This is a genomic window from Prochlorococcus sp. G5PB11 (assembly GCF_059772425.1).
On record NZ_CM186287.1, the window covers coordinates 886,448 to 912,646 of the forward strand.

At 34.4% G+C, this 26,199-nt stretch carries 30 protein-coding genes, 1 tRNA gene and 1 other RNA gene; 16 read left to right on the plus strand and 16 right to left on the minus strand.

What is annotated here, in order from left to right:
- Positions 1–9: 9 nt before the first annotated feature.
- An RNA gene (ffs, locus tag AC6EI0_RS05405) (signal recognition particle sRNA small type) lies at positions 10–106 on the minus strand.
- A 42-nt stretch (positions 107–148) separates the two neighbouring features.
- Here ffs and panB point away from each other — a divergent pair.
- Positions 149–967, plus strand: coding sequence for a 3-methyl-2-oxobutanoate hydroxymethyltransferase (gene panB / locus AC6EI0_RS05410; protein WP_498523408.1), 819 nt, complete (start codon positions 149–151; stop codon positions 965–967).
- On the opposite strand, the gene hemW is transcribed toward panB, so the two are convergent.
- Positions 909–2,138 carry a radical SAM family heme chaperone HemW gene (gene hemW / locus AC6EI0_RS05415; RefSeq protein ID WP_498523409.1) on the minus strand — a complete coding sequence of 410 codons (1,230 nt, stop codon included), beginning with the start codon at positions 2,136–2,138 and terminating at the stop codon, positions 909–911. The two genes, panB and hemW, sit on opposite strands and share 59 nt — an antisense overlap.
- Positions 2,139–2,246: 108 nt before the next feature.
- On the opposite strand from hemW, the gene AC6EI0_RS05420 reads away from it, so the two are divergent.
- The 5 genes from AC6EI0_RS05420 to cbiB all read left to right on the plus strand — a co-directional run bounded on the left by AC6EI0_RS05420 (position 2,247) and on the right by cbiB (position 6,861).
- Positions 2,247–3,332 (plus strand): PIN/TRAM domain-containing protein, encoded by a 1,086-nt coding sequence (locus AC6EI0_RS05420; protein WP_498523410.1) that lies wholly within the window; start codon positions 2,247–2,249, stop codon positions 3,330–3,332.
- Positions 3,333–3,396: 64 nt separating this feature from the next.
- Positions 3,397–4,071 carry an ATP-dependent Clp protease proteolytic subunit gene (locus AC6EI0_RS05425; protein WP_498523411.1) on the plus strand — a complete coding sequence of 225 codons (675 nt, stop codon included), beginning with the start codon at positions 3,397–3,399 and terminating at the stop codon, positions 4,069–4,071.
- A 64-nt stretch (positions 4,072–4,135) separates the two neighbouring features.
- The gene (locus AC6EI0_RS05430) at positions 4,136–4,738 is read left to right on the plus strand and encodes an ATP-dependent Clp protease proteolytic subunit (protein ID WP_498463368.1); all 603 of its coding nucleotides are present in this window, start codon (positions 4,136–4,138) and stop codon (positions 4,736–4,738) included.
- A gap of 127 nt (positions 4,739–4,865) precedes the next feature.
- On the plus strand, positions 4,866–5,861 hold the full coding sequence (ilvC, locus tag AC6EI0_RS05435; protein WP_498523412.1) for a ketol-acid reductoisomerase: 996 nt from the start codon (positions 4,866–4,868) through the stop codon (positions 5,859–5,861).
- Positions 5,862–5,925: 64 nt separating this feature from the next.
- A complete protein-coding gene (gene cbiB / locus AC6EI0_RS05440; RefSeq protein ID WP_498523413.1) occupies positions 5,926–6,861 on the plus strand; it encodes an adenosylcobinamide-phosphate synthase CbiB in 936 nt (311 codons plus the stop codon).
- Between the two features lie 2 nt (positions 6,862–6,863).
- On the opposite strand, the gene AC6EI0_RS05445 is transcribed toward cbiB, so the two are convergent.
- The 3 genes from AC6EI0_RS05445 to AC6EI0_RS05455 all read right to left on the minus strand — a co-directional run bounded on the left by AC6EI0_RS05445 (position 6,864) and on the right by AC6EI0_RS05455 (position 9,488).
- On the minus strand, positions 6,864–7,616 hold the full coding sequence (locus AC6EI0_RS05445; RefSeq protein ID WP_498523415.1) for an undecaprenyl-phosphate galactose phosphotransferase family protein: 753 nt from the start codon (positions 7,614–7,616) through the stop codon (positions 6,864–6,866).
- 52 nt (positions 7,617–7,668) lie between these two features.
- Entirely contained in the window at positions 7,669–8,901 is a 1,233-nt protein-coding gene (locus AC6EI0_RS05450; RefSeq protein WP_498523416.1) for a glycosyltransferase, read from the minus strand.
- Between the two features lie 134 nt (positions 8,902–9,035).
- Positions 9,036–9,488, minus strand: a complete 453-nt coding sequence (locus tag AC6EI0_RS05455; protein ID WP_498523417.1) for an NAD(P)H-quinone oxidoreductase NdhF — start codon at positions 9,486–9,488, stop codon at positions 9,036–9,038.
- A gap of 442 nt (positions 9,489–9,930) precedes the next feature.
- Here AC6EI0_RS05455 and AC6EI0_RS05460 point away from each other — a divergent pair, with 442 nt between their 5' ends.
- Positions 9,931–10,224 (plus strand): high light inducible protein, encoded by a 294-nt coding sequence (locus tag AC6EI0_RS05460; protein WP_498523418.1) that lies wholly within the window; start codon positions 9,931–9,933, stop codon positions 10,222–10,224.
- A 57-nt stretch (positions 10,225–10,281) separates the two neighbouring features.
- Positions 10,282–10,494, plus strand: coding sequence for a hypothetical protein (locus tag AC6EI0_RS05465; RefSeq protein WP_498523419.1), 213 nt, complete (start codon positions 10,282–10,284; stop codon positions 10,492–10,494).
- Here the strand turns inward: AC6EI0_RS05465 and AC6EI0_RS05470 are convergent.
- The 5 genes from AC6EI0_RS05470 to AC6EI0_RS05490 all read right to left on the minus strand — a co-directional run bounded on the left by AC6EI0_RS05470 (position 10,491) and on the right by AC6EI0_RS05490 (position 12,359).
- Positions 10,491–10,730, minus strand: coding sequence for a hypothetical protein (locus AC6EI0_RS05470; RefSeq protein WP_498523420.1), 240 nt, complete (start codon positions 10,728–10,730; stop codon positions 10,491–10,493). The genes AC6EI0_RS05465 and AC6EI0_RS05470 overlap by 4 nt on opposite strands.
- A gap of 56 nt (positions 10,731–10,786) precedes the next feature.
- Positions 10,787–10,975, minus strand: coding sequence for a DUF8633 family putative protein (locus AC6EI0_RS05475; protein WP_498523421.1), 189 nt, complete (start codon positions 10,973–10,975; stop codon positions 10,787–10,789).
- Between the two features lie 174 nt (positions 10,976–11,149).
- A complete protein-coding gene (locus AC6EI0_RS05480) occupies positions 11,150–11,425 on the minus strand; it encodes a hypothetical protein (RefSeq protein ID WP_498523422.1) in 276 nt (91 codons plus the stop codon).
- 147 nt (positions 11,426–11,572) lie between these two features.
- Positions 11,573–11,899 carry a hypothetical protein gene (locus tag AC6EI0_RS05485; protein WP_498523423.1) on the minus strand — a complete coding sequence of 109 codons (327 nt, stop codon included), beginning with the start codon at positions 11,897–11,899 and terminating at the stop codon, positions 11,573–11,575.
- Positions 11,900–12,083: 184 nt separating this feature from the next.
- On the minus strand, positions 12,084–12,359 hold the full coding sequence (locus AC6EI0_RS05490) for an HU family DNA-binding protein (protein WP_011295240.1): 276 nt from the start codon (positions 12,357–12,359) through the stop codon (positions 12,084–12,086).
- A 769-nt stretch (positions 12,360–13,128) separates the two neighbouring features.
- On the opposite strand from AC6EI0_RS05490, the gene AC6EI0_RS05495 reads away from it, so the two are divergent.
- Positions 13,129–15,189, plus strand: coding sequence for a glycogen debranching protein (locus AC6EI0_RS05495; protein ID WP_498523424.1), 2,061 nt, complete (start codon positions 13,129–13,131; stop codon positions 15,187–15,189).
- 12 nt (positions 15,190–15,201) lie between these two features.
- On the opposite strand, the gene AC6EI0_RS05500 is transcribed toward AC6EI0_RS05495, so the two are convergent.
- Positions 15,202–15,272 (minus strand) — tRNA-Gly (locus AC6EI0_RS05500).
- A gap of 92 nt (positions 15,273–15,364) precedes the next feature.
- Here AC6EI0_RS05500 and AC6EI0_RS05505 point away from each other — a divergent pair.
- Genes AC6EI0_RS05505 through plsY form a run of 5 tightly spaced genes read left to right on the plus strand, consistent with a single transcriptional unit; the run spans position 15,365 to position 19,613 of the window.
- A complete protein-coding gene (locus tag AC6EI0_RS05505; protein ID WP_498523425.1) occupies positions 15,365–16,765 on the plus strand; it encodes an MFS transporter in 1,401 nt (466 codons plus the stop codon).
- Positions 16,762–17,511 carry an MlaE family ABC transporter permease gene (locus AC6EI0_RS05510; protein WP_498523426.1) on the plus strand — a complete coding sequence of 250 codons (750 nt, stop codon included), beginning with the start codon at positions 16,762–16,764 and terminating at the stop codon, positions 17,509–17,511. Before AC6EI0_RS05505 ends, AC6EI0_RS05510 begins: the two co-directional genes overlap by 4 nt.
- Positions 17,512–17,516: 5 nt before the next feature.
- A complete protein-coding gene (locus AC6EI0_RS05515; RefSeq protein ID WP_498523427.1) occupies positions 17,517–17,945 on the plus strand; it encodes a DUF3119 family protein in 429 nt (142 codons plus the stop codon).
- Positions 17,946–17,961: 16 nt separating this feature from the next.
- On the plus strand, positions 17,962–18,996 hold the full coding sequence (locus AC6EI0_RS05520; RefSeq protein WP_498523428.1) for a DUF3086 domain-containing protein: 1,035 nt from the start codon (positions 17,962–17,964) through the stop codon (positions 18,994–18,996).
- Between the two features lie 20 nt (positions 18,997–19,016).
- Entirely contained in the window at positions 19,017–19,613 is a 597-nt protein-coding gene (plsY, locus tag AC6EI0_RS05525) for a glycerol-3-phosphate 1-O-acyltransferase PlsY (RefSeq protein WP_498523504.1), read from the plus strand.
- Between the two features lie 4 nt (positions 19,614–19,617).
- On the opposite strand, the gene pyrF is transcribed toward plsY, so the two are convergent.
- The 3 genes from pyrF to AC6EI0_RS05540 are packed head-to-tail and all read right to left on the minus strand — an operon-like array spanning position 19,618 to position 21,941.
- Positions 19,618–20,343: an orotidine-5'-phosphate decarboxylase gene (pyrF, locus tag AC6EI0_RS05530; protein WP_498523430.1), complete on the minus strand. Its 726-nt coding sequence runs from the start codon at positions 20,341–20,343 to the stop codon at positions 19,618–19,620.
- An 8-nt stretch (positions 20,344–20,351) separates the two neighbouring features.
- Positions 20,352–21,599, minus strand: coding sequence for a tyrosine--tRNA ligase (gene tyrS / locus AC6EI0_RS05535; RefSeq protein WP_498523431.1), 1,248 nt, complete (start codon positions 21,597–21,599; stop codon positions 20,352–20,354).
- 24 nt (positions 21,600–21,623) lie between these two features.
- Entirely contained in the window at positions 21,624–21,941 is a 318-nt protein-coding gene (locus tag AC6EI0_RS05540) for a DUF1825 family protein (RefSeq protein ID WP_498508050.1), read from the minus strand.
- Positions 21,942–22,256: 315 nt separating this feature from the next.
- Between AC6EI0_RS05540 and AC6EI0_RS05545 the strand changes: the two genes are divergently transcribed.
- Both AC6EI0_RS05545 and AC6EI0_RS05550 read left to right on the plus strand, forming a co-directional pair.
- Positions 22,257–22,847: a GIY-YIG nuclease family protein gene (locus tag AC6EI0_RS05545; RefSeq protein ID WP_498523432.1), complete on the plus strand. Its 591-nt coding sequence runs from the start codon at positions 22,257–22,259 to the stop codon at positions 22,845–22,847.
- A 46-nt stretch (positions 22,848–22,893) separates the two neighbouring features.
- Positions 22,894–24,381 (plus strand): leucyl aminopeptidase, encoded by a 1,488-nt coding sequence (locus AC6EI0_RS05550; RefSeq protein ID WP_498523433.1) that lies wholly within the window; start codon positions 22,894–22,896, stop codon positions 24,379–24,381.
- Positions 24,382–24,418: 37 nt separating this feature from the next.
- On the opposite strand, the gene msrA is transcribed toward AC6EI0_RS05550, so the two are convergent.
- Together msrA and lpxB are read right to left on the minus strand one after the other, a co-directional pair.
- Entirely contained in the window at positions 24,419–25,027 is a 609-nt protein-coding gene (msrA, locus tag AC6EI0_RS05555) for a peptide-methionine (S)-S-oxide reductase MsrA (protein ID WP_498523434.1), read from the minus strand.
- Positions 25,024–26,199 (minus strand): lipid-A-disaccharide synthase, encoded by a 1,176-nt coding sequence (lpxB, locus tag AC6EI0_RS05560; RefSeq protein ID WP_498523435.1) that lies wholly within the window; start codon positions 26,197–26,199, stop codon positions 25,024–25,026. The genes msrA and lpxB overlap by 4 nt, the downstream gene beginning before the upstream one ends.

The window sequence follows — 26,199 nt, forward strand, 5'->3', positions numbered from 1 at the left end:
TTGAATTAAGGTGACCCGGAATCCACGCCTGCTTTGAGCATCCATTATGGCTGCTACCTTCCGGTCCTGACCAGGTTTAGGCGTCACAGCCGCATGGGGCCGAGTCGATAATATTCTAGCAACAGCTAAACTCGTTATTAAGAATTACATGCAAACAACAGAATTAGTTAACTTTAAAAAGGTGGGCAAACAGATAACTGTATTAACAGCTTGGGATGCTATCTCATCTTCAATAGTTGAGGCAGCAGGAGCTCATGTTGTTCTAGTTGGGGATTCACTTGGAATGGTTGTCTTAGGTCATGCAACGACACTTCCGGTAACACTTGATCAAATGCTTCACCATACACAGGCAGTTTGCAGAGGTTTTTCTAAACCCCTTTCCCAGCAACCTTTAGTAGTATGCGATCTACCTTTTTTAAGTTATCAATGTGGAGAAGACAAGGCTGTTGAAGCTGCCGGAACTCTCCTGAAAAACTCCACTGCTTCAGCAGTGAAACTTGAAGGAGCGGAGCCTGAGACTTTATTGGTTATTAAAAGACTTATTAGGATGGGAATCCCAGTAATGGGCCATCTTGGCCTAACTCCACAATCAGTTCATCAACTTGGATATAAAACACAAGCTAGAGATAAACATAGTCAAGAAAAAATTTTCAACGATTCAAAAATGCTTCAAGAATCAGGGTGTTTTGCAATAGTTCTGGAACACATACCAGGAGAAATTGCCAGCCGATTAAAGAAACATTTAGACATTCCAATAATTGGCATTGGTGCAGGGAGTGATTGTGATGGGCAGGTAAGAGTTACTGCTGATATTCTTGGCCTTTCGATTGCACAGCCCCCGTTTGCGAAACCTTTAATTGCAGGACGCGAACTTTGCATCGATGCCTTAAAAGAATGGATTAATTCTACTAATCTAAATCAAGTGAATCCCACCACAAAAACATTTGAATTAAAACCTGATTGCTAATTTGCATTCCTTCAGGATCGCTTAAAAAATACCTTCCATTTTTTCTTACTAAAGATCCTTCATTTAGAGAATTTAGCCAGAATTTTTGCAATAATTTTAAATTCTTATCGCATTCTTTTTGAGTCCATCCAACATTCTTAGCAAGTTCCTCCAAATGAACGCCCTCCCGCCTTCTGAGACCAATCATCAGTAGTTCATCCAATGGCATTGGTTTTGAATTATCTTTAGACAAAGTTTGCTCTAATAATTGACTCCCTTGCTGATCAAGCCATTTTTCATAACTGGCAATTGTTCTGGGTCTAGAAAATCTCTCACCCCAAGGAGCACTTGTTGCTCCCATGCCAAACCCCCACCAACCAGAGCCACTCCAATACATACGATTATGTCTAGAGGCATGACCAGGCAGTGCGTAACTTGAGATTTCGTATCTAGAAAAACCCTTACTTTTCAATAATTTATTAGTTAACAAATCTATTTTTTGAGCTTCAGTCTCAATTGGGATTTTCAACTCACCTTTTTTATGTCTTCTTCCAAAAACAGTATCCGGTTCAATAGTTAAATCATAAATTGACAAATGAGGGGCTTCAATTTTCAATGCTTGTTCCAACTCTTCTAGCCACATAGACAAATTTAATCCTGGAAGATTTTGAATCAAATCAAGACTCCAGCTTCTTAACATCCCTTTTTTAAATAAATCATTTACCCAATTACAAGCCTCTATTAATTGAGAGCCATTATGTTTTCTTCCAATTGAAGCCAAAGTATTGTCATCAAATGACTGACCTCCCAAGCTAAATCTATTGATTCCAATTTCTATGTATCCGTTCAGATCATTTTCAACAAATGTTGCTGGATCAATCTCCATAGTTATCTCAGCACCATCTTGAAATCCAAATTTTCTTTGAAGATTTTTCAACAATTCACCCAACTCATCTTTTTTCAATAAAGAAGGAGTTCCACCCCCTATATAGATTGTTGATAAAGCAGGACCTGGAGGGTTAATTGAAATTTCTCTATGAAGCAAATCCAAATATGCGGTAATAGAAGTTATCCCTGGACTACCAGTAACTTGAGCGCTATCACCTAAAGGGATAATGGAAAAATCACAGTAAAAACATCTTTTATGGCAAAAGGGTATATGCAAATATGCACTTCTGGGTGGAGCTACCATTTGAGCTCTAGATATACAAACCCAAATAAATGGTCACTTTTGCAGCCCAAATCTTTGAAAATAAATAAAGCTTTAGTAAAAAACGAGAAGCAAGCATAACCTGAATATATGGCAGACATAGTGATTCTGGTTTTATTTCTTATATCAGGTGCAATCACCGGATGGATTGGGGTGAATTGGTTGCCTGAAAAGACTTTAGATCATATTACTAATCTAAAGAATTTTAAAATTGCTCTATCAGGTTTAACCGCTTTTGTAGGTCTTTTAATTGCCTTTCTTTTTCAGCAATTTAGAAATAAATTAACAAAAAGGATAAGAACAATGCCAACAGATCTACTTGTCAGTAGATCTGTTGGCATTGTTCTTGGACTTCTCATAGCAACACTTTTATTGGTACCTGTATTACTTTTACCTTTACCCGCTGAATTATTTTTTGTAAAGCCAATTTTTGCTGTACTAAGCAACATATTTTTTGGAGTACTTGGATACAACCTTGCTGATGTTCATGGTCGAACAGTTTTACGTCTTTTCAATCCGAACAGCACTGAATCTTTACTAATGGCAGATGGAATTTTAACCCCAGCGAGTGCAAAAGTTTTAGATACAAGTGTAATAATTGATGGTCGAATTCAGTCTCTGCTTAGATTTGGGCTTATAGAAGGGCAAATAATTGTCGCTCAATCAGTTATGGATGAGCTACAGAAACTCGCGGACTCAAGTAACAATGAGAAACGTGGGAAAGGCAGAAGAGGTCTTAAATTGTTAAACCAATTGAGAGAAAGTTATGGGAGAAGATTAGTTATAAACAGTACCAAATATCAAGGAGAAGGAACTGATGAAATTCTTTTAAAATTAACGTCAGACATTTCAGGAATGTTAATAACTGTTGATTACAACTTATCTCAGGTAGCACAAGTACAAGAAATAAAAGTTTTAAATTTAAGCGATCTAGTGCTGGCAGTTAGACCAGAAGTTCAACCTGGTGAAAAATTAAATTTAAAAGTAGTTAGAGAAGGGAAGGAAAATTCACAAGGTATTGCCTATCTTGAAGATGGCACAATGGTTGTTATTGAAGAGGGCTTCCAATGGATAGGTAAAAGGATAGAAGTAGTTGTGACTGGAGCATTACAAACACCGACAGGGCGAATGGTTTTTAGTAAAGCTTCCAATGATCAGCCCACGAACAAATTTTAAAAAAACAAAAGCATATCAAGGCTAGATCTAGCTAGGCTCGTGTCAAAGGGTACTTAAACTTCATATGACTGCATCACAACCGTATTATGGCGATTCTGCCGTAATGAGAACTCCACCCCCTGATTTACCATCCCTTCTTTTGAAAGAGAGGATAGTTTATTTAGGCTTGCCGCTTTTTTCCGATGATGATGCAAAAAGGCAACTAGGAATGGACGTAACAGAATTAATTATTGCCCAACTTCTATATCTAGAATTTGATAATTCAGAAAAACCTATTTATTTTTACATTAACTCAACCGGAACAAGTTGGTATACAGGAGATGCAATTGGATTTGAAACTGAAGCCTTTGCAATTTGCGACACGCTTAGATATGTGAAGCCTCCCGTACACACAATTTGTATAGGTCAAGCAATGGGAACTGCAGCAGTAATTCTATCGGCAGGGACAAAAGGACAACGAGCAGCATTACCCCATGCTTCAATTGTTCTTCATCAGCCTAGAAGTGGCGCACAAGGCCAAGCAACTGATATTCAAATTAGAGCTAAGGAAGTTATTCACAACAAGAGAGCTATGCTAGAAATTCTTAGCCATAACACCGGAAGATCAGTAGATCAATTGTCCAAAGACTCAGATCGAATGAGTTACCTCAACCCTCATGAAGCAGTTGATTATGGGATAATAGATCGCGTTCTTACTAGTAGAAAAGATTTACCAGGAGAAAAAGTTTTGCCCACATAACTAAATAATTTTCCCCAAAATATTTTTAAAGATCATTACCTCAATTACCAAACATTAATTAGCCATGCCAATAGGTACTCCAAGCGTTCCATACCGTCTTCCAGGAAGTCAATTTGAAAGATGGGTCGATATTTATACAAGACTTGGTGCGGAGAGAATTCTATTTCTGGGCCAAGAGGTAAACGACGGCATCGCAAATAGCCTCGTAGCACAAATGCTTTATCTTGATTCTGAGGACAGCAGTAAACCAATCTATTTGTACATCAATAGTCCTGGGGGCTCAGTCACCGCGGGTTTAGCCATATATGACACGATGAAATATGTAAAAAGTGACCTCGTAACCATTTGTGTGGGGTTAGCGGCCTCAATGGGTGCTTTTTTATTATCTGCAGGAACGAAAGGGAAAAGACTTGCGTTACCTCACAGCAGAATAATGATTCATCAGCCTCTGGGAGGAACTGCTCAAAGACAAGCGAGTGATATAGAAATAGAAGCACGTGAAATTCTTAGAATAAAAGAAATGCTCAATAAGTCCATGGCAGAAATGACGGGTCAAACATATGAAAAGATAGAAAAAGATACTGATCGTGATTACTTTTTGAGCGCAGAGGAAGCAAAAAATTATGGTTTAATCGACCGAGTGATAAATCATCCAAGTGAAAGTTAATTTGATAATTTTGTTTTTTTTATTAATTAAATTGTCTTGATAGTCAAAAAAACATCTCAACAAAAGTAGTCTCCATAGCACTCTATTTCGTAAGCTCAGCCTAAATACAGTTCTGAAATACCCACTCATGGCAAAACTTTTTTACGACTCCGATGCAGACCTAGGTCTCCTCCAAGATAAAACCGTCGCAATTATTGGATATGGATCTCAAGGCCACGCACATGCATTGAACTTAAAAGATAGTGGAATAAAAGTTGTCGTTGGCCTTTATAAAGGGAGTAGGTCAGCGAGCAAAGCAACTTCTGATGGATTGGAAGTTTTAAGTGTCTCAGAGGCTTCAGAGAGGGCAGATTGGATCATGATTCTTTTGCCTGATGAATTTCAAAAAGATGTTTATACCAAAGAAATAGCACCTCATTTAAAACCAGGGAAAATACTAAGTTTTGCTCATGGTTTCAATATTCGTTTTGAATTAATAAAACCTCCTGAATTTGTCGACGTGGTAATGATTGCTCCAAAAGGGCCAGGACACACAGTTCGGTGGGAATATCAAAATGGTCAAGGAGTTCCTGCTTTATTTGCTATTGAGCAAGATGCCTCAGGCAACGCTAGATCACTTGCGATGGCATATGCGAAAGGGATTGGTGGAACACGCGCTGGGATCTTAGAAACTAATTTCAAAGAGGAAACAGAAACTGATCTTTTTGGAGAGCAAGCAGTTTTATGTGGTGGCCTCTCAGAATTAGTAAAGGCTGGTTTTGAAACTCTTGTAGAAGCAGGATATCAGCCTGAATTGGCCTACTTTGAATGCTTGCATGAAGTCAAATTAATAGTTGACCTCATGGTTAAAGGAGGTCTAACTGCAATGAGGGATTCGATTTCAAATACAGCTGAATATGGAGATTACGTAAGCGGTCCAAGGTTAATTACCAAAGAGACAAAAGAAGAAATGAAAAATATTCTTGCAGATATTCAAGATGGTACTTTTGCTAAAAACTTTGTAAAAGAATGCGATGAAGGAAAGCCTGAAATGAAGAGAATTCGCCAAAAAGACTCAGAACTCCCAATAGAAAAAGTAGGCAAAACACTTCGCTCTATGTTTAGTTGGCTTAAATCAGACTAGAAATATCATTCACTTAATCTTAATCGCCTTTCTTCTTGACCTTTTAATAGGCGATCCAAGGAGTTTGCCACACCCAGTCCAATTTATGGGTGTGGTTATTAGTTTTTTGAGAAGATTAGCTGAAGATTTTGCAAAAGAAAATAAAACAAAGTTATATGTTTTAGGTGCAATAATTACAATTATAGTCGTATCATTAAGTGGCATAACTGGATGGCTTATAGAAAGATTCTTTTTATTTTTTCAACTGAAAAATCCTATTTTAAGTACATTATTTTTTTCTTTAATTTTAAGTAGTTCACTTGCCTCAAGAAGTCTAAATAAAAGTATTTTAGAAATTATAAATTCGATAGGCAAAGAAAATCTTAGTAATTTAAGACGAAAACTAAGTCTTATAGTTGGTAGAGATGTTGAGAATTTAAATACCAATGAAATTCTCAGAGCGGCAGCTGAAACAGCAAGCGAAAATTCTGTTGATGGTATCTTTGCTCCGTTATTTTGGATATTTTTAGGAACTATTTTCTGGGAGTTTGATCAATCAATACCAGGACCATTAGCTATGGCATGGATCTTTAAAGCATCTAGTACTATTGATTCAATGCTTGGATATAAAGAGGGGAAATTAAAGTGGTTAGGATTTGCTGGTGCAAAACTTGATGATCTAATGGTCTGGATCCCTTCAAGAATTGTATTAATTACACTTCCTCTTTGCTGCAAAACAAAGAAATCATTTTTCAAAACGATAAAAGATTCCTGGAAGGATGGCATTTTAGATTCTTCACCTAACTCAGGAATTTCTGAGGCAATATTTGCTTATTGTGCTGGAGTAAGAATGGGGGGAATAAACTATTACAAAGGGCAAAAAAGAATAAAACCAATGATTGCAAGATCTTATCCTATTGCAAGTAAAAATTCAGTGAAAAAGATACTAAATATCAGTCTTAGGCTTCAACTTATTTGGATTCTTATCTTTTGCTTGATAATAATATTTATAAATTCATAAAATCAAAAAGCACCTCTATCCATAGGGAAGAGCAAGACTCCTAATGTAAGAATAATAATTTCTAAATCAAGTAGAAAATTTCTATTTCTTGCATAAACCAAATCTAATTCAACCCTTTTTTTATAACTAAGGTTGTTTCTTCCACTAACCTGCCATAAGCCAGTTAGTCCGGGTCTCACTGAAATAACTTCTTCCATAAAAAGACTGTATTTATTAATCTCATTACTAACAATTGGTCTTGGCCCAACCACACTCATTTCCCCTTTTAAAACATTAAAAAATTGGGGTAATTCATCTAAACTAGACCTTCGCAGAAATCTTCCTAATTTTGTTATTCTAGGATCTTTACGTAATTTAAAATCTTTTTCAAATTCCTTTCTCATAAGAGGATATTTATCTAATAAATTTGGGAGTAACTCATCAGCATCTTTATACATAGTGCGAAACTTTATGCATCCAAATTCTTTGTAATTTCTTCCTACTCTTTTTTGAACATAAAAAACAGCTCCTGGAGAACTAAACTTTACTAATATTCCAATTAGGATAAAAACTGGTGAGCCTATAGTTAACACAAGCAAAGAAAAAACAATATCCCCTATCCTTTTCAATGTTCGTCCATATCGACTTTGATTTTTTATTATTTCTACCGCAGGCAAAGAGGAAGGTTCTTGTGAGATTACTTCAAAAGGAATTATTGGAGAACCTTTACGGAACTCAGACCATCGTAATAAAGATTTTTTAGGATTAGTTTGCACAAATTATTGAGTTAGTTAGCTCAAGACTGCAATAAATTCACACCATACTTAATTAAGATTTTCTTGATGTAGAACTAAGGTCACTAGTAGCAATGTCACAAGAATTCATATGCTCTATCCAAGCTCTATTTATGATTTTCTCAAACCTTTTTTTAAATGAATCTTGAGAAAAATAATTACTCCAATCCCTAATTAACTCAGATTTTAAATCTCTCCAAAGTTGTTTTTCCTTAAAAAATTCAATTGCTTCAACCAAGGATTTCACTGTCTGATCATGAAACAAAAGTCCAGTTGCACCTTTATCTGAATTTGAATTAAAACATTTCACTGTATCTAAGATACCTCCCTTACCAAAAGCAATCACAGGGGCTCCCGAAGCCATTGCTTCCACAGGAGCAATACCAAAATCCTCAATGCCGGCATATACAAATGCTCTACATTTGCTCATAAGTTTTTGAATATTCTCTTGGCTCTGAAAACCAAGAATTTGAACTGTTGGACCTGCAAGATTTTTTAAATGTGCTTTTTCAACTCCATCACCAACAACAACTAAAGGTAATTTAAGCTTATTAAAAGCCCTCACGACCAAATCAACCCTTTTATTAGGTACCAATCTACAGACGCTTAAATAGAAATCTTCTCTGGGCTTATTCCACTCAAAACGATTGACATTAACAGGTGGATGTAAAACCTCTGAACGCCTTCTCCAATACTTCCAAATTCTCTTTGCCGTAAAATTAGAATTTGCTAGTAAGTAATCTACTCTTGAGCTACTTAATTGATCCCATTGCCTCAAAGTATGCAATTGCCATCTAATTAATGGTCCTAAACCTATTCTTCTTAAAAAAGATCGTTTCAAATATATATTCATTTGATCCCAAGCGTACCTAACTGGTGTATGAACATAACTAATGTGAAGTTGATCAGGCGAAGTCAAAACACCCTTTGCTACAAGGTGACTACTACTTATAACTAAGGGATACCCTTCTAAGTCGATCTGTTCGATTGCGAAAGGTAAAAGAGGTAAATATTGTTGAACATGTGAGATGCCAAATGGTAATTTTTGAATGAAGCTAGTTTTTACTTTTCTTTTAAACAACCAACTATTTTTCAGTATATTCTCTCCATTAACTAAAGAGAAAAGGTCTGGTTGCGATGAAATTTCACTAAGCAAATCATCAATTACCCGAACAACATTCTCGGCACCACCTGCTGATCTTGGAGTGAACCATTCATGTACTAATGCAATATTGCTTGGAAGATCTAAAGATGAATTTGCACTCAAAGTTAAAACCTTAAATCATAAAATTAGTCTTAGCTTATTACAACCAAGATATTATGACAACAGATAACTAAACCATCAATTAGGCAAACTTAAATTATTTTTCATTAAGATCCATAGGTAATGAAATAATCTCTTTAAAAAGAAATATCTATTTTATCTAAAGATGTTATTAAAGGATCATAAAAATTATGAAATAAGCTACCACTAAAAGAAAATAAATAAGCAAAGCCACTTAATAATCCTAGAAGAATAAAGTACCTAACATAGCCACTTCTTCTTTTTAGTTTGGTAACTGAAAAAAGCATAATTAATAAAAAAACTAAACCTATTGATTCAGAAACCAGCAAAGCTGGTCTATCAACTACTAATTGGAAGTTGATTCCATTTAGTAGCTCAATTCCTGATATATCTTTTTTAAATAAAATAAAGTTGATTATTTCCGAAAAGATAAGGCTGAGAATGATAAAATAGGATACCGGCTTAGTTAGCCTATTCATTGTTTTACTAAAACTCAATAAGAGCAAAGCTATAAAAATAGATGCAATTATTGGTAGCCCAGGAATCAGCCAAGTAAGATTTAATAGCATAGTTATTAGACAAGCTCAATTTTACATGCAAGAATAAGTTCTTTTAATTGCTCTCGAAGAACAAAAACAAAAAAGCGCTCTGAAAACAACGTAATACTAAACAGATTAGCACTATTCATTTTGTAAAAACATTTTATATTTTTTTAGCAAGAAAATGAGCTGAAAACAAGCTCTAAATTAATAGTCAAACAAAACTTAATAAGGGGAAAAACCTTTTTGAATTTTATAAAACTCATCTCTATTTTAGTATATCACTTATCAAAACTGATAATTATATACTATATATAATTATCAGTTTTGATTCTTATTTTTAATTCATTCTATTCTAAATAACTTGATAGTTACACGCTTCAAGTAGTCTAAACAAAAAACCAAGTCTCGTAAAAACAAAATCTTAACAAAAATAGCTTATAATCCTTATAGAATTAGGTTTAAAATTCAAATGTCTGAAATTGATGCCGAGAACAATAAGCAAAGTATAAATTCAGATCTAGGTGACACAAAGACAATTGAACCAGAGACAAATCCAGACATTGCTGATCAAAGCCAAAGTCTTAGTTCATATCCTAAATGGATAAATAATAAAGGCGAAGAGGTAAAGCAAGTCTTTGGCTTTAATGAAAATGCTGAACTTGTGAATGCAAGAGTAGCCATGATAGGGTTTTTAATGCTCATACTCACTGAATTAGCTTTCGCTGGAGAGCCAGCAACACTTAAAATTTTTGGAATTAGCTAGTGAACAAAGCTTTGTATTATATTTATTCCAACAACTTTATTGATCCTCTCCAAAGCTATGAATAAAAAAACATTAGTTGGTGTTTCATATGTATCTGCTTGGATCATTATTTGGGGAACAATTGGTTCATTTGTTGATTTTTATTTCCTGCAAAATACATATATTCCAGGCTCATTTGGTCAATATTTAACATTTATAATTACAGCTATTATCTCTTCTATTGCCGCAACATACATGTTCCCAATAATAAATAAAAAGTTTATAAGTTAATAACGATAACGTTCAACTACTTTAGAAGGCATATCATTGATTCCCTTCTGATAGAGGATCCATTGATTAGTTTCAAGATCATGGTCACAACCCAAGCCTTCTAGTTCAATAGATTTCAATCGCAATTCATAATGGCATTGCTGATCAGCTTCAAACGCTGATTTATAGCCAGTGAAAAAATGTAAATACCCAAAAATTATTACTATTAAAGATATAATCACGATAGGTATTTTCATAATAAATAATAGATTATTATTTATATATTAGCTATTACCGTAGATAAAAAAAGTATTTATAATTTTGTTTCTTTTTCTGCTTCCAAAGGTATTTCACATTCAGTTAAATCTTGATCATTTAAACGATCTAATATGCGAACCATATCAACTGCAGACAATTCCCCATTAGCTCCCCATTTAAGAGTTGTCTTTCTCTGTTGAGGAATCTTTTTAGATATGTTTTCCTGCCTTCTTTTTTGTACCATTACTAATAAACAAACTTTTGTAAAACATTAAAATATAAAGCTTCTATATCAAAACTCAAAAAAAAATTCTTAGTCAAACTTTACTTTTATTTTTCCTCAGTAGTAATATTTTCCTATTTTCAGGAGTCTAACTAAATCTTTCCTAATCATTTCGCAGTAAAAGTTATATAAACACTAGCCTCTACCAAAATTATAAACAAAATCCTGAAATGAAGGATTATAAAAATAAACAAGCACACTAATAACTAATAAAACGTTCAAACCAATTACTATTGAACCTATGATTACTCTCTGACGCTTACCTGGGACTTTATATTTCATTCCGGCTGGCAGGTTAACTAATACATCTGGATCATTAGAACTTGATTTCTTAAATTTATTTTCTTTGACCTTATTGGTCTTTGCTGCCTTATAGTTAGTTTTTTTGGAATTCGAAGCTTTGGAGCCCATTTTCTTAATTAGAGTAACTTCTTTATCTTTATGGTTCTAAGCTTACTTAGATAAATCAGATAAAAAACTATTTTGTTCTAGTTTTTCACATTAGTTTGTTAACTAAGTCATAAATCAAGAATCAAGTGATCAATATATTTATCATATTTAACAATATTTCTTGATGGCATCAAGAATATTTTTAGCTTCCTTTCTTTTGAAATCAGAATTCATAGCCATTATTAAATTCGCCTCTAAGCCAAGTAATCTAGTTTGACAAGAAAATTTTTTATTTTTTGCTGCATTAATTTGATAATTATTTATTTTAAGTAATGCTTGATTGCAAGATTTTATATCTCTATAACAACTCTTTACTAGCGTATTAATTAGCAGAAAATCTCTATTTTCTATTGCCATCAAAGGGATTAATGGAATAACCAAACATATAAAAAGAAGGAATTGAAATTTATTTTTTTTATATAGAGAACCAATCAAAACGTAATCTCCGTTAAAGTGAGTTAAAAATTATTTGAATATGTGTAACAGTTTTTGAGTCAATAAAAACAACATTATTTTCTTAATAATACAAATTCTAAGTTTTCACCAAAAAAAAAGGACTCATTTTTAAAGAGTCCCTCACGAAAGAAAAGGTAAGCAAGCAAAACAGCTTTAAGAAAACTCAACCCTGAACACGATCCTTAAACAACTTCCCAGCGGTAAAAGCAGGAACTCGCTTGGCAGGTATTGCAATCTTTTCCCCAGTCTTAGGGTTTAAGCCCTGTCGTGCAGAACGATCGCGTGGCTCAAAAGAGCCAAACCCTAGAATGGAGACTTTCTTACCCTCCACTACAGAATCAATAATTGTATCTATGGCGGCATCTACTACCAGAGAGACATCTGTTTTCGTTAGCTCAGTACGAGCTGCAACCAGGTTGACTAAATCTGCTTTGTTCATTGGAAAGATTGTATGTAGCAGGGAGTAAGAAGAGGGAAACCAAAAGGTAATTAGTTTCCATAAAACTCAATCTTGCTAATCGTATGGACCAAATCACTTGCCTGCAACCCAAAGAGCTTGTGACAGTAAGCTTTCTAAAAAACATAAGTGCTTTTTGTCATGATTCAACAAGCTTTCAAAGATTTGAATCAAATACCGGAAAGAAAGATGTAAGTTTTCAATTTTCGCCAAGAAGCTTGTCAGGGCAAGACTTCTAAAAAGATGGGTTTTCAAATTCACCATCAAGAATGGCTCTAAAGTTTGAAATTAATTCTTTTTTCTAAAGAAAATCAGACATTTAATTTAATTCTCATGAATTAACAAAGGTCTACAGAAAAGCACATTTATTGGTATTACAAAATAATACCCACACTAAAAAAAAGACAGATAAATGAAAAATTAGATTTTTTCTAGCTTTAGGAGATCTGTATGGAAGCCGTAATCCCCTAAAAAAACCAAAAAAATTTTTGTTGACTGTTTTTTAAAAAAATTTCAAAAGATTTGAATTTCAACTAAATAAGAATGTGTTTCAACTGAAGTTACTGTCCAAGTCAAAACAACAAAGAAGTACTATTGAAAAAACTATTAAGTATTCATTAAAAAAAGAGGTCCGTGCTCAATAAAAGTTTTTTTAAAATTGAATTTCGTTTTATAGAACTTGTTAAAACAAACCAACCGCCTAACTTGGAGGGAAAGTTACTTGATTACTTAATTTGAAGGACAAACACAATTGAGCAAAGTAAAAGTTGGTTCAGCATGGCCTTTGGGTAGCTCAGTCACTCCTGATGGGGTTAATTTCTCCATAGCAGCACCACATGCAACAAATCTAGAATTGCTAATCTTCCAAAATGAAAATGACGACTTTCCTAAAGAAATAATATCCCTAGATCATCAAAACAGGTCAGGTGATTATTGGCATATTGAAGTAGAGGGACTAACTGAAGGCACTTTATATGGATATAGAGTATCAACTAAAAAGAACAAAGCCACTGAGGAAAATCTTGTTTTAGATCCATGTGCCAGAGCTATTACAGGATGGCGAAATTACATAAGACCTCAAGAAGGGAAAAGAATTAATGACTATAGTCATTCTCTAAAAGGAGTAGTAACAGAAAGGGATTATTTTGATTTAAAATCCCATCCAAGACCTAAGCATGCATGGAATAAAACAATTATTTATGAATTACATGTTGGAGGTTTCACTAAAAAAACAGATTCAAGCATTAGCGAAACAAAAAAAGGAACTTTTATCGGATTAATCGAAAAGATACCTTATCTTAAAAATATTGGTATTACATCGATTGAGCTGCTTCCTGTTTGCGCTTTTGATGCTAGTGATGCCCCTAGCGGACTAGTTAACTATTGGGGTTATAGCCCTATAAATTGGTTTACGCCGCATCAAAGTTTTGTAGATGGGTTGAATCCATTAGAAGCAAGAAAACAATTCAGGAAGTTAGTAGAGGTTTGCCATGATCATGGTCTCGAAGTGTTAATCGATGTTGTTTATAATCACACAACTGAAGGTAATCAAAATGGTCCACAAATAAGTTGGAAAAATTTTGGTCCTAAAGCTTACTACCATCAAGATGAGAATGGAAATTATCAAGATGTAAGTGGGTGCGGAAATAGTATCGCTGCCAATCGACCTTTAGTTAGAAAATTAATCTTAGAGTCATTGCGATGTTGGGCAATTGAATTAGGTGTTGACGGCTTTCGATTTGACTTAGGTATTGCTTTAAGCAGAGGCGAAAATTTAATTCCTTTAGAAAAACCTCCCTTGTTTGAAGAAATCGAAACAGATCCTCAACTTAGTGATGTGAAATTAATCAGTGAGCCCTGGGATTGTGGAGGGCTTTATAAGCTAGGAGATTTCCCAGCGAAAAAGTTCAGAACATGGAATGGACATTTTAGAGATGATATTAGAAAATTTTGGAAAGGCGAGAAAAGTACAATATGGCCACTTAAAGATAGGTTAATAGGTAATAAATCCCTTTATAATGATAATAATCTAGCGAATACTTTCAGTATAAATTTCATAACTTCTCATGATGGATTTACTTTAAAAGATCTTGTAAGTTTTAACAAAAAACATAACTTAGCCAATGGCGAAAACAATCGTGATGGAGAGAATAATAATAATAGTTATAATCATGGCGTTGAAGGGCCAACTACTAATAAAGAAATAAATAATTTAAGGCAAAAACAACAAAGAAATCTTCTTTCAACACTCCTATTATCTCCTGGTGTCCCAATGCTTTTAATGGGCGACGAAGTAGGAAGAAGCCAAGGAGGAAATAACAACACTTGGTGTCAAGATAATCCACTTGGATGGATGGATTGGGACCATGAGAATTGGGATCATGACTTAAAAGAATTTGTAACAAAACTCATATCTTTAAGAAAACAACTACCAGAATTTTTTAGTCCAGATTGTATTCATAACAGTGAAAAAGATAATACCAAGGTCAAAACGTCCGATTTTTGGATTCAGTGGCATGGCATTAAAGTTAACAAACCTGACTGGAGTGACTGGTCACATACTCTTGGTTTTAGCATTAATAAAAATAATGAAGGCTCAGCAATCTGGCTTGGATTTAATGCTTACAAAGACCCAATGCTTTTTGAATTGCCAACACCAATTTCTCCATGGAAAAAATATATTGATACTTCATTTTTAAAAAATAAAAATATCTCAAAAAAACCCTTAACAAATCAATCGAACGTCCGTATTGAAAGTAACAGCCTAGTTCTAATGGTCGCTAACAATTATTCAAAAAAAATTAAGCTATGAGACCCAATATTAAGCGGGCGGCGGGAATCGAACCCGCATCATCAGCTTGGAAGGCTGAGGTTTTACCACTAAACTACGCCCGCACTGGAACTGAAGATTTACATCCGATCGGAGTAAACATTAATTCCTGTTCCTCCATTATTACCTTGCGAGTCCCATTATCCAAAAAAGATTGATGAAGTCCACATCGCTTTACGAAGGGAGTAATCGCACAAGACTAATGATCTCTTATGCAATGGGAGATGCTGGAACGGGATTAGCCGCAATACAGTTAGGTACTTATCTATTCCTATTTTTCACTTGTGCTGCAGGAATACCTGCATTTATTGCAGGCTCACTGCTTATGGTTTCTAAACTTTGGGATGCAATAAATGATCCACTAATTGGATGGATGAGTGATCACACACACTCGAAATGGGGGCCAAGGCTCCCATGGATGGTTGGAGGTGCTGTTCCCCTTGGTTTATTTCTTGCAGCAATGTGGTGGGTCCCTCCAGGAAGCATAGAGACAAAAACTACCTATTACGTATTCACCGCAATTTTCTTGATGACAGCCTATACAGCAGTGAATCTCCCTTTTGCAGCATTATCTACAGAGCTGACTGAAAATATGGGGATTAGGACAAGACTAAATGCAGCAAGATTTACTGGCTCTATTCTGGCAGGAACTTCTGGATTAATAGTAGCGGCAGGCTTCTTATCTAAAGGAGTAGACGGATATACTTCAATGGGAAGAGTTACAGGGATAATTGCTACTTTTACAACTTTAATTGCTTGCTGGGGACTTGCCCCATTTGCTAAAAAAGCAAGGAAACCGGCTTCTCAATCTGAACCTTTTAACCAGCAACTAAAAAGGGTTTTAAATAACAAACTTTTCACAAGAATTATTGCTCTTTATTTGCTGCTTTGGTGCGGACTACAATTAATGCAAACCGTTTCGTTAATATATCTTGAACAAGTAATGCTTGTCCCAATAGAAATTTCAAAATGGATTCCAATTCCATTTCAAATTAGCACTCTATTAGGTCTGCAATTTTGGAGCTTTTACTCCAATAAATATGGGAGAATAACAGCACTATTCAAAGGAGGCTCAATATGGATATTAGCTTGCCTTTTTGTTATGATTATGCCTCCTCTAACTAAGGGAATAAGTATCAATAATTTATTGTTTTTTGATAATATTGAAGGAATAAAAATGCTAATCCTATTACTAATAATTATTTTAGTAGGATTTGGAGCATCAACTGCTTACCTCATTCCATGGTCTCTACTTCCCGATGCTATTGATAAAGACCCCGAAAAACCTTCAGGAATATATACTGCATGGATGGTTTTTATTCAGAAAATTGGTATAGGTTTAAGTGTTCAATTTTTAGGAGTTCTCTTATCTTTATCAGGATATAAATCATCAACCAATTGCTTATCAAGTTTTCAAGATTTAGATCAACCTCTAACAGCAATAATTACCATTAGATTATGCATGGGATTAATACCATCTTTTCTTGTATTAGCTGGATTAATAACTATGAAACCTTGGCGAAATTTAGACTTCAAATCTGAAAGCGTAGGGCCATGAACAACACACCTCGTTGGCTAAGAAGATTCTGCAGCAGCATGTTAATTGGAGGGCAAGCAATTGCATCAATAGCCAAAAGGAAGGTCAATAAATCCGATTTAATAGATCAATTAATGGAAGCAGGACCAGGTAGCTTTCTTATTGTTCTTATAACAGGCGTTGCGGCTGGAACAGTTTTTAATATTCAGGTCGCCGCAGAATTAAGTAAGCAAGGTTTAGGTTCTGCTGTTGGCGGTCTTCTAGCAATTGGCATGGCTAGAGAGATAGCTCCTTTGCTTACCGCAACTCTACTTACGGGGAAAGTAGCAACTGCTTATGCGGCTCAAATAGGGACAATGAAAGTTACTGAACAGATTGACGCTATTACGATGTTACAAACAGATCCAGTTGAATATCTTGTTGTCCCAAGGCTATTGGCCATGGCCGTAATGGCACCAATTCAGTGCTTACTGTTCTTTTCTATAGGTCTATTTAGCGGTCAATTTAGCAGCACCGTTCTTTATCAAATTCCACCAAGCATTTTTTGGAATTCGGTAAGAGAATGGCTGATAACATCTGATCTACCATTTATGCTAGTGAAAGCATTTGTATTTGGTTTCTTAATCGCAGTCATTGCTTGTGGGTGGGGGTTAACCACGAGAGGCGGCCCCAAAGAAGTAGGCTCAAGCACTACTGGAGCAGTCGTAATGACTTTAATAACCGTTTCTTTGGTAGATGTTTTACTCACCCAAGTTCTTTTTGGCTAGAAACTATGACTTCTAAAAATTCACTCGATAAAGATAGTGTAATTTTATCTCCTTCATATCGTTTACCCATCTTCATAATCTTTGCGGGCTTATTATTTTTAATCACACCACTTAATCCTTGGCCAACAATTGTGATTAGCAGTTTTGGTTTTTTCCTATTACTTCAATCATTTACCTTGAAACTGAAATTCACTAAAGACGATTTAGTTGTTATGCAACTTGGTAATGAATTAAGAAGATTTCCCTTTAAAAATTGGATAGCCTGGAGAATCATATTACCCAATTTGCCAGGTTTTCTTTACTTTAGAGAAGAGGCAAGCCCTCATCTTTTGCCAATCCTTTTTGAGGTTAACGCATTAAAAGAACAGCTAAGGTTAAGAGTCAAGGATTTAGAAATAGAAAAAGAAGTAGACTCATCAAAATCTAAAACTTAACTAAAGTTTTTGAAATATGGAATCCGAAGAAAATCTAACTAGAGAAACACAAAATTTAGAACAGAATATTTCTGTAGAAAATTCTTCACCATTGGAAGAAAAACCCAAAGAATCTATCGAAAAACAACCTGAATTAGGAACAACCACTGATCCTAAAAATAATCAAGAAATCTATACTGAGAAGACACAGAAACAGACACTCTTTAATATTGCCCTTAAGGATCTTCAGCTTTCCCGCGAGAAATTAGAAAAAGAATTAGAAGAACTTTCAAAAAAGAAAGTACAAATCGAAAATGAACTTAAAAGCTCATTTTCAGGTCAATCTGATGCAATCGCTAGGAAAGTTAAAGGTTTTCAGGAATATTTAACTGGAGCTTTACAAGACTTAGCTCAATCAGCCGAGCAATTAGAGCTTGTTGTACCTCCAGTAATAGTTAAACCATCTCCACTGGATGAAAATAAAAAAATTGAACTTTCTCATGAACAAGAAGTTGTGCCTGCTGTTGCTGATACTTTCAAGCCTGACGAGAGTTTAATCAGGAGATGCTTTGGTCAATTTGTAGAACAACCCGATTTCTATGCAGAGCCATGGAAATTAAGAAGAAGTCTTGAAGATAATGATATTCAAATGCTCGAAGATTGGTTCTTTAGCATGGGCGGAAGAGGTGCCCAACCAAGTCGAGGGAGTAGATCAAAGAATGCTTTGGTTGCAGCAGGAATTATTGCAATTTTAGGCGAATTGTACGGCGAACAATTTCAAACATTGGTTTTAGCCAGTCAACCAGAGCGACTTGGAGAATGGAGAAGATGTCTCCAAGATGCATTGGGACTCAACCGTGAGGATTTCGGACCTAATAGCGGGATAGTCCTTTTCGAAAGATCCGATGGCTTAATAGAAAGAGCAGATCGACTCGAAGAAAGAGGTGAGTTACCTTTGATAATTATTGATGCCGCTGAGATAAACGTAGAGATTCCTATTCTTCAGTTTCCTATTTGGCTGGCTTTTGCAGGAAGCCCCAATGAAATTTATGAAGAGGATGAATTAATATAAAAATTCCGATGGCAATTGTTTTGAATCTATTATTTCTTTTTTTAGGATATTTATTTGGTTCTTTTCCTAGTGGTTATTTAACGGGAAAGATTGCTAAAGGAATTGACATTCGATCATTAGGTTCAGGGTCTACAGGAGCAACAAATGTATTAAGACATATTGGTAAACGCGCAGCAATTACAGTATTCCTACTAGATGTTTTCAAAGGAGTTATTTCTATTTTATTAGCAAAATACTTCCTTCTGAATGATTCTTGGCAAGTAGCCGTAGGTCTATCAACTTTAATTGGTCACATATGGCCTGTCTGGCTGAATTGGAGAGGCGGCAAAGCGGTAGCGACAGGATTAGGAATATTTCTTGGTCTTTCATGGCAAGTTGGGCTTGCAACTTTAGGAATCTTCATTCTTATGATTACATTATTTAGAATAGTATCACTTGCAAGTGTTAGTGCAGCATTAGCTCTACCTTTAATAATGTTTCTAAGCTTCAATACCTCCAGTATTTCATTCCCACTTTTAATTATTTCACTATTAGCTATGACTTTAGTTATTTGGAGACACAGAGAGAATATACTTAGGCTAATGAAAGGGAAAGAGCCGAGAATTGGGCAGTCCTAGAAAATTAATTCATAACTTTATCGCAAAAACTTTTAAACATAAAAGCACGATTATCTGATTGGGTAATTGCTCTTCCAATAACTAACTTTGAAGCCCCCATTTTAAGAGCTTCGGATGCCTCAGAAACTCTAGATTGATCATTATTATCTGAACCAATTGACCGGATTCCAGGCGTTATCAAATCAAAACTCTCAGGATAAATTTCTCGAAGGAACTGAACCTCCCTAGGGCTGCAGACACATCCCCCCAATCCAGCATTTGATGCAATCTCTGCTAGGTGCTTAACACGTTGATCTATTGATTGATCAATTAATAGATCGTTAGCAAAACTTTCTTGAGTCCAACTAGTTAAGATTGTTATTCCCAAAAGCTTTGGCGGCATTAAATTAACTTTAGCGGCTCCTTCCTGAGAAGCTTCATTTGCCATCTTTAGAGCTTTGATACCTGCGCAAGTATGCAAGGAAATATATTCAGCACCTATTTGTGATGCAGCAAAACATGCTCTAGCAACTGTTGTAGGAATATCGTGAAATTTAAGATCTAAAAATATTTTTTTTCCTCTATCTCTCAAGGTTGACAATATGTCTGGCCCTTCACTAACAAATAACTCCAGACCAACTTTAACCCAGATAATTTCAGGTATTTCTTCAAATAAATTGAAAACATTATTCTTATCCATACCATCTAAGGCAATAATTATTTTTTCACTTGGATGATCTATATCTTTCATAAAATCAATCAACTTGAAACCCGAAGAAATTTTTTCTTGCCAACTTGCAAAATTTTTCCTATGAGATCTTCTGGACCATCAAACTCTAAATTAGGGTCTAAAATTTTTTCTCCATCAATTCGTACGCCACCTCCAAGAATTTGTCTTCTAGCTTCACTGCTACTTGAACACATTTTCATTTTACTAAATAAATAAAATGCTTTAGCTGGAAAATTCACATTTGAAATTGAAGATTCTGGTATTTCATTAAGAGAATTTTGTGTTCCTAAAACTAATTTTTCAGAATTAGACTGAGCTTTTTTTGCTGCTTGAACTCCTTTAAAATTAGATGTTATTTTTAAAGCCATGAATTTCTGAACTTCTCTTGGATTTGAACTCAAATCATTTAAATTTTCATCAGTTAGCAAATTTAAATAACTAAAAACTAGATTATCTGGTACCTTTTCTAATTTTGAATACATCGATAATGAATCTTCATTAATTCCTACAATATTGTTTAAACTTTTACTCATTTTTTGAGTACCATCTAAGCCTACCAAAATAGGCAATAACATCCCAAACTGAGGCCTTTGACCAAAAGCTCTTTGTAAATCTCTGCCCATTGCAATATTAAATTTTTGATCTGTACCACCAAGTTCTAAATCAGAATTAATTGAGACAGAATCATATCCTTGAAGAAGTGGATAGAGAAATTCATGCAGAGATATAGGAGTGCCAGATTTATATCGATTATTAAAATCTTCCTTTGCCAGCATCTGGCCAACTGTTGAATTTGACAAAAGTTCTATAGTTTTAGACAAATCAAGATTTTCTAACCATTCACTATTTCTTCTGATTTCTAGACGACCAGGAGTAGAAAAATCGAGCAACGAATTTTGGGGATCTTTGTCAAGTCCTAATTGCTCAAGATAATTTAATGCATTTAATTCAACCTCGTCTTTTGAAAGTTGAATTCTTGTTTTACTTTTACCAGTTGGGTCTCCAATTCTTGCAGTAAAATCTCCAATTATAAGAACTGCAGTATGTCCTGCGTCTTGAAAAGCCCTTAATTTTCTAAAAAGAATACTATGACCTAAATGAATATCTGTTCCTGTTGGATCAATCCCAAGCTTTACTCGTAAAGGTTTTTTTTCTATATATGAAAGTTCTAATCTTTTTATAAAACTTTGATCAGAATCTTCAGATCTTTTATGAGGGAAAAGATCATCCAACCCCCTAGAAATCCAATCAGGTAAATCATTAAAATTATTTAACATATTTAAATCTAAAATGGTAAATAGTCATTTATCCAATTCTGATTTCATTCTAACCAACGTTTTATTCATTTGATCAAACATCTGATCGGGGGTGATACCAAATTGACCCAACTGAGTCTTCAACTGTTCAACTGTCATTTTTGCCTGAAAATCTTCTGAGAGCTCAAATCTTTTCATAAAGACTTTATACCTCTCCATCAAGTTTTCCATGGTATTGATAAACATCACTTTTCCTTCTCTATCAAATTTCCCATAATCAGAGCCTAATTGCATAAGATTCTGATAATCAGTGAAAAGTTTTTTTGCCTCTTCCTGAACAATTTCAGATTCAAAAAAGCTCATATCTCTAACCTCTGCTGATAGATCAATTGCTTAATTTTGAGTTGAACCTCTGGCATAGATTGTATCATTTATATATCTGTTTAGTCTAATCGATCATTACCAGACAACAATTGCTTAGAGAGTGTAAATAGCCACACCCCAGAAAATATTATTATTACTCAAATCATATAAAAACCTACAAATAGAAGAAAAAGACTTTTTATTTGATCTTAACAAGCTAAACTCAAACTGTTGTAAAACAAAAAATATAAAAACTTGATCTTATTATGCTGAAATATTGATCGAAAGTCATCTTATGATTCTAACCTTTTTAAAATGAAAAAATTGGAACGACAATATGATTTATTTAACAATAATGATTTAGATTTTTCAGCACATAATCTTCTTGAAGATATATTTATTGAAAAAAAAATAATTATAGAATGGCAAGAAAAAATAATTAATCATCAATCTCCCATTTTTAAATCTAACCGTAAAGATATGACTCAGTCTTCACTATTTGAATCTATTTCAGATGAGTTAAACGAAACTTTTAATCCTATTGAACTTACTCCTTTACCATTAAGTTTTTGGAGGTGGCCAAAAACATTGCACAAAGGACCCGCAGTTTATTTTGTAATGGATAAAATTTTTGATTCTGAAGAAAATATTATTTTATATATTGGAGAAACAATTTCCGCAGACAAGAGGTGGAAAGGGGAGCATGACTGTAAAAATTACCTTTCAAATTATTCGGATAGTTTACAAAAAGCAAATATGATGCCCAAATTAAACATACGTTTCTGGCTTGATGTTCCAATTAAAACTAAGGAAAGAAGAAAATTAGAACAAAAACTTATTCAAACCTGGCTTCCACCTTTCAATAAAGAAACAAGAGGAATATGGGCAACACCATTTACTTCTTAAGTCATTTAGAAAAAATTGTTATCATTAGCACAAATAATAAAATTAAATGCGCATTTCAGTAGTCGCCAAAGAAATTAACGAATGGTCAGGATCAGTACTTATTGCTGGAATTTTAGAAGAATCAATCGAATGTCAGATAAATTCATTTAAGACAATAATAAATGATACTTATTTGAAACAAAGGTTTAATGACGCAAAGTTCGAAGGCCAAAAAAGTCAGAAATTATCAATAGAGCTTGCAGAAGGCAACATAAAAAAAATTATATTTGTTGGATTAGGTAAAGCTGAAAACCTTCGAATTGATGATCTAAGAAAAGCAGCTTCAACAGCAACTCGTAAAGTTTTGGGTTATGAAAAAAAATTAGGAATTTCTTTCCCTTGGGATGCATTTGATCCATCTTCAGCTGCATCGGCCGTTGGTGAAGCAGTTCGGTTGTCCTCTATTAAAGATCTTAGATTTAAATCCGAACCAAAAGAATCGACTTCAATCGAGGAAGTTGAGTTGATAGGGCTGGACGTGAAAGCGACCGAATCAGCAATTGCTGAAATAATGCCTATTTGCGAAGGAGTTAAATTTGCGAGAGAACTGGTCGCAGCTCCTCCCAATTTCCTAACTCCATATCAAATGGCCATGGAGGCCGAGAAATTAGCAAAAGACTTTGATCTAGATTTAAAAATTCTTGACAAAAAAGATTGTGAAGATCAAGGTATGGGAGCTTACTTAGCAGTTGCTAAAGGATCAGATCTAGATCCTAAATTTATACATTTAAAATATTCTACAAAAACCACTAAAAATAAAATCGTATTAATTGGTAAAGGTTTAACTTTTGACTCTGGTGGATACAACTTAAAAGTTGGTGCCTCTCAAATTGAAAAAATGAAATACGACATGGGAGGAAGTGCCTCTGTTCTTGGAGCAGCAAGAGCCATAGCAGAATTAAAACCAAATAACATCGAGGTTCACTTCATTGTCGCTTCTTGCGAAAACATGATTAATGGTTCTGCATTGCATCCTGGAGATATCATCAAAGCCTCCAATGGAAAAACTATTGAAGTAAACAATACCGATGCAGAGGGAAGATTAACTTTAGCTGATGCATTGGTTTACGCTTGCAAGCTTAAACCTGACGCTATCGTTGATCTTGCTACTCTTACTGGGGCATGCGTCATTGCACTAGGCGATGAAATAGCTGGGTTATGGACTGACGACGACAAGCTATCGAACCAATTAACTCAAGCCGCAAGCAAAGCAGGAGAAGGTATTTGGAGAATGCCTATGCAAGATTCATACAAAGCTGGAATTAACTCATCTATTGCTGATTTGCAAAACACAGGACCTAGGCCTGGGGGCTCAATTACTGCTGCCTTGTTTCTAAAAGAATTTGTTAACTCAAATATTCCCTGGGCTCATATTGATATAGCAGGTACATGCTGGACGGAAAAAGATAGAGATATCACTCCAAAGGGTGCAACTGGCTATGGAGTTCGAATGTTAGTTAATTGGATAAAAGAATTGAGTAGAAACTCAAATTAATACTTTAATTACATAAATTTTAAATTTACAATCTTTTTTATTTATAATCGCCCCAGACTTTTTTTAATCTATTATCTCTACCACAACTGGTTCTATAAAAATTATATTTAAGGGGATTTTTAACTGCAAAATCTTGATGATAATTTTCTGCTATCCAAAAGGTTTTTGAGTCAATAATACCAACCTTTAATTGCTCCAAAGGTACATTTAATGCATCAGAGATCGTTTTTTGAGTCTCTATAGCATCACTCTTTTGTTTTTGATTAGATGTAAAAATAACAGGCTTATATGAATTACCTCTATCACAAAATTGTCCTTGATCATCAAAAGGATCTATATTAATCCAATATCGCTTAAGTAAATCTTTATAACTAATAACATCACTATCATAACTTACTTTAACAACCTCTTGATGGCCACTATGATTTTCATAAGTGGGATTAGTTAAGTCTCCTCCGGAATATCCACTTTCTGCCGACAAGACTCCATCAATCTTCTCTAGATCATGCTCTAGGCACCAAAAACAACCACCAGCAAAGATAGCTTCTTCTGATTGAGCAAATACTTTGATTGGGGAAACTATTAATAGTTGCACTAACATACAAAATACTATTAATGTTCTGAAGATTTTATTCATAGGAATCATTGAGCTAATAAGTCCAGAATATCTTCTGATACTCTATCTGTAACTCCAGGTTTTCCTAATTTATCTTTCAATCTTTTATAACCAAGCATCATGTCTTGTTTTTTTGAATTATCTTCAAGTATTCTTAATGCTTCATTAAAAATTTTTTCTGCTTTAAAATCCTCTTGTACAAACTCTGAAACTAACATTTCATTTAAAAGAAGATTAACTGGAGAAATATATTTAACATTGAATCGCAATAAGTATCTTGCGAAAAAAGCAGTAACTCTACTTACTTTATATCCAACTATTTGTGGAACTGAGCTTAAAGCCAATTCCATATTTATCGTCCCAGACTTCGCTAAAGCCAGATGAGCAGCCGAAAATAAAAATGGCTTAATCTCATCAACTTCATTTGATAAAATAACCCTTCCAGATACACCATATTCTTTTAATGAAATATTTAATACTTCATTAAATTCTTTTAAACTTGATGGAATAATAACAGTGATAGAGGGGTCATTTTCTTGAAGAAGCTTAGCCGCTTTTAAAAGTGTCGGTAAAATATATTTAAGTTCTTGTTTACGCGAAGCCGGAATGATAAGAAGAAGTTTTTTATCAGAACTTAGTCCTATTTTTTTTAATGATTCTTCTCTGGTAGGAATATTTCTATAAAAATCCAACATGGGGTGGCCTACGAATTTTACATTTCCTCCCTTATTTGAATAAAATTCAGCTTCTTCTTCGAAGATAGATAATATTCTATCTGTAAAAGTAATCAAGTCAGTTGTACCTGAATCACCTAACCTCCATGCCCATTCCTGAGGCGCAATATAATAAATTATTGGCACATTAGGAAACTTTTTTTTTACTTTTAATCCCAGTCGAATATTTGGCCCCATATAGTCAATTAAAATAACTGCATCAAGAGAGGAAGATTTTAAGTAATGATCAATTTTTGATTGTGCATTTAAAGTTGGCAGAACGTAAGGAAGGGCTTCTAAAAAACCAATTGCACCTATTGAAGAGGTATTAGATATTAATTTAGCACCAGCTTTTCTCATCCTTTCACCACCTAAAGCAATTATCTCTAATTTAATTTTTCTTCTTTCTGCATTAGTCATCAAAGACTTGATCAGTAAACTTCCCTGCAAGTCTCCTGAAACTTCACCAGTACTAATTAATAACTTCAT

Coding starts and splice junctions, on each gene's coding strand:
- panB (WP_498523408.1), top strand. CDS start 149: ATGCAAACAACAGAATTAGTTAACTTTAAAAAGGTGGGCAAACAGATA.
- hemW (WP_498523409.1), bottom strand. CDS start 2,138: ATGGTAGCTCCACCCAGAAGTGCATATTTGCATATACCCTTTTGCCAT.
- AC6EI0_RS05420 (WP_498523410.1), top strand. CDS start 2,247: ATGGCAGACATAGTGATTCTGGTTTTATTTCTTATATCAGGTGCAATC.
- AC6EI0_RS05425 (WP_498523411.1), top strand. CDS start 3,397: ATGACTGCATCACAACCGTATTATGGCGATTCTGCCGTAATGAGAACT.
- AC6EI0_RS05430 (WP_498463368.1), top strand. CDS start 4,136: ATGCCAATAGGTACTCCAAGCGTTCCATACCGTCTTCCAGGAAGTCAA.
- ilvC (WP_498523412.1), top strand. CDS start 4,866: ATGGCAAAACTTTTTTACGACTCCGATGCAGACCTAGGTCTCCTCCAA.
- AC6EI0_RS05455 (WP_498523417.1), bottom strand. CDS start 9,488: ATGCTATTAAATCTTACTTGGCTGATTCCTGGGCTACCAATAATTGCA.
- AC6EI0_RS05460 (WP_498523418.1), top strand. CDS start 9,931: ATGTCTGAAATTGATGCCGAGAACAATAAGCAAAGTATAAATTCAGAT.
- AC6EI0_RS05465 (WP_498523419.1), top strand. CDS start 10,282: ATGAATAAAAAAACATTAGTTGGTGTTTCATATGTATCTGCTTGGATC.
- AC6EI0_RS05470 (WP_498523420.1), bottom strand. CDS start 10,730: ATGAAAATACCTATCGTGATTATATCTTTAATAGTAATAATTTTTGGG.
- AC6EI0_RS05475 (WP_498523421.1), bottom strand. CDS start 10,975: ATGGTACAAAAAAGAAGGCAGGAAAACATATCTAAAAAGATTCCTCAA.
- AC6EI0_RS05480 (WP_498523422.1), bottom strand. CDS start 11,425: ATGGGCTCCAAAGCTTCGAATTCCAAAAAAACTAACTATAAGGCAGCA.
- AC6EI0_RS05490 (WP_011295240.1), bottom strand. CDS start 12,359: ATGAACAAAGCAGATTTAGTCAACCTGGTTGCAGCTCGTACTGAGCTA.
- AC6EI0_RS05505 (WP_498523425.1), top strand. CDS start 15,365: ATGAAGTCCACATCGCTTTACGAAGGGAGTAATCGCACAAGACTAATG.
- AC6EI0_RS05510 (WP_498523426.1), top strand. CDS start 16,762: ATGAACAACACACCTCGTTGGCTAAGAAGATTCTGCAGCAGCATGTTA.
- AC6EI0_RS05515 (WP_498523427.1), top strand. CDS start 17,517: ATGACTTCTAAAAATTCACTCGATAAAGATAGTGTAATTTTATCTCCT.
- AC6EI0_RS05520 (WP_498523428.1), top strand. CDS start 17,962: ATGGAATCCGAAGAAAATCTAACTAGAGAAACACAAAATTTAGAACAG.
- pyrF (WP_498523430.1), bottom strand. CDS start 20,343: ATGAAAGATATAGATCATCCAAGTGAAAAAATAATTATTGCCTTAGAT.
- tyrS (WP_498523431.1), bottom strand. CDS start 21,599: ATGTTAAATAATTTTAATGATTTACCTGATTGGATTTCTAGGGGGTTG.
- AC6EI0_RS05540 (WP_498508050.1), bottom strand. CDS start 21,941: ATGAGCTTTTTTGAATCTGAAATTGTTCAGGAAGAGGCAAAAAAACTT.
- AC6EI0_RS05545 (WP_498523432.1), top strand. CDS start 22,257: ATGAAAAAATTGGAACGACAATATGATTTATTTAACAATAATGATTTA.
- AC6EI0_RS05550 (WP_498523433.1), top strand. CDS start 22,894: ATGCGCATTTCAGTAGTCGCCAAAGAAATTAACGAATGGTCAGGATCA.
- msrA (WP_498523434.1), bottom strand. CDS start 25,027: ATGATTCCTATGAATAAAATCTTCAGAACATTAATAGTATTTTGTATG.
- lpxB (WP_498523435.1), bottom strand. CDS start 26,199: ATGAAGTTATTAATTAGTACTGGTGAAGTTTCAGGAGACTTGCAGGGA.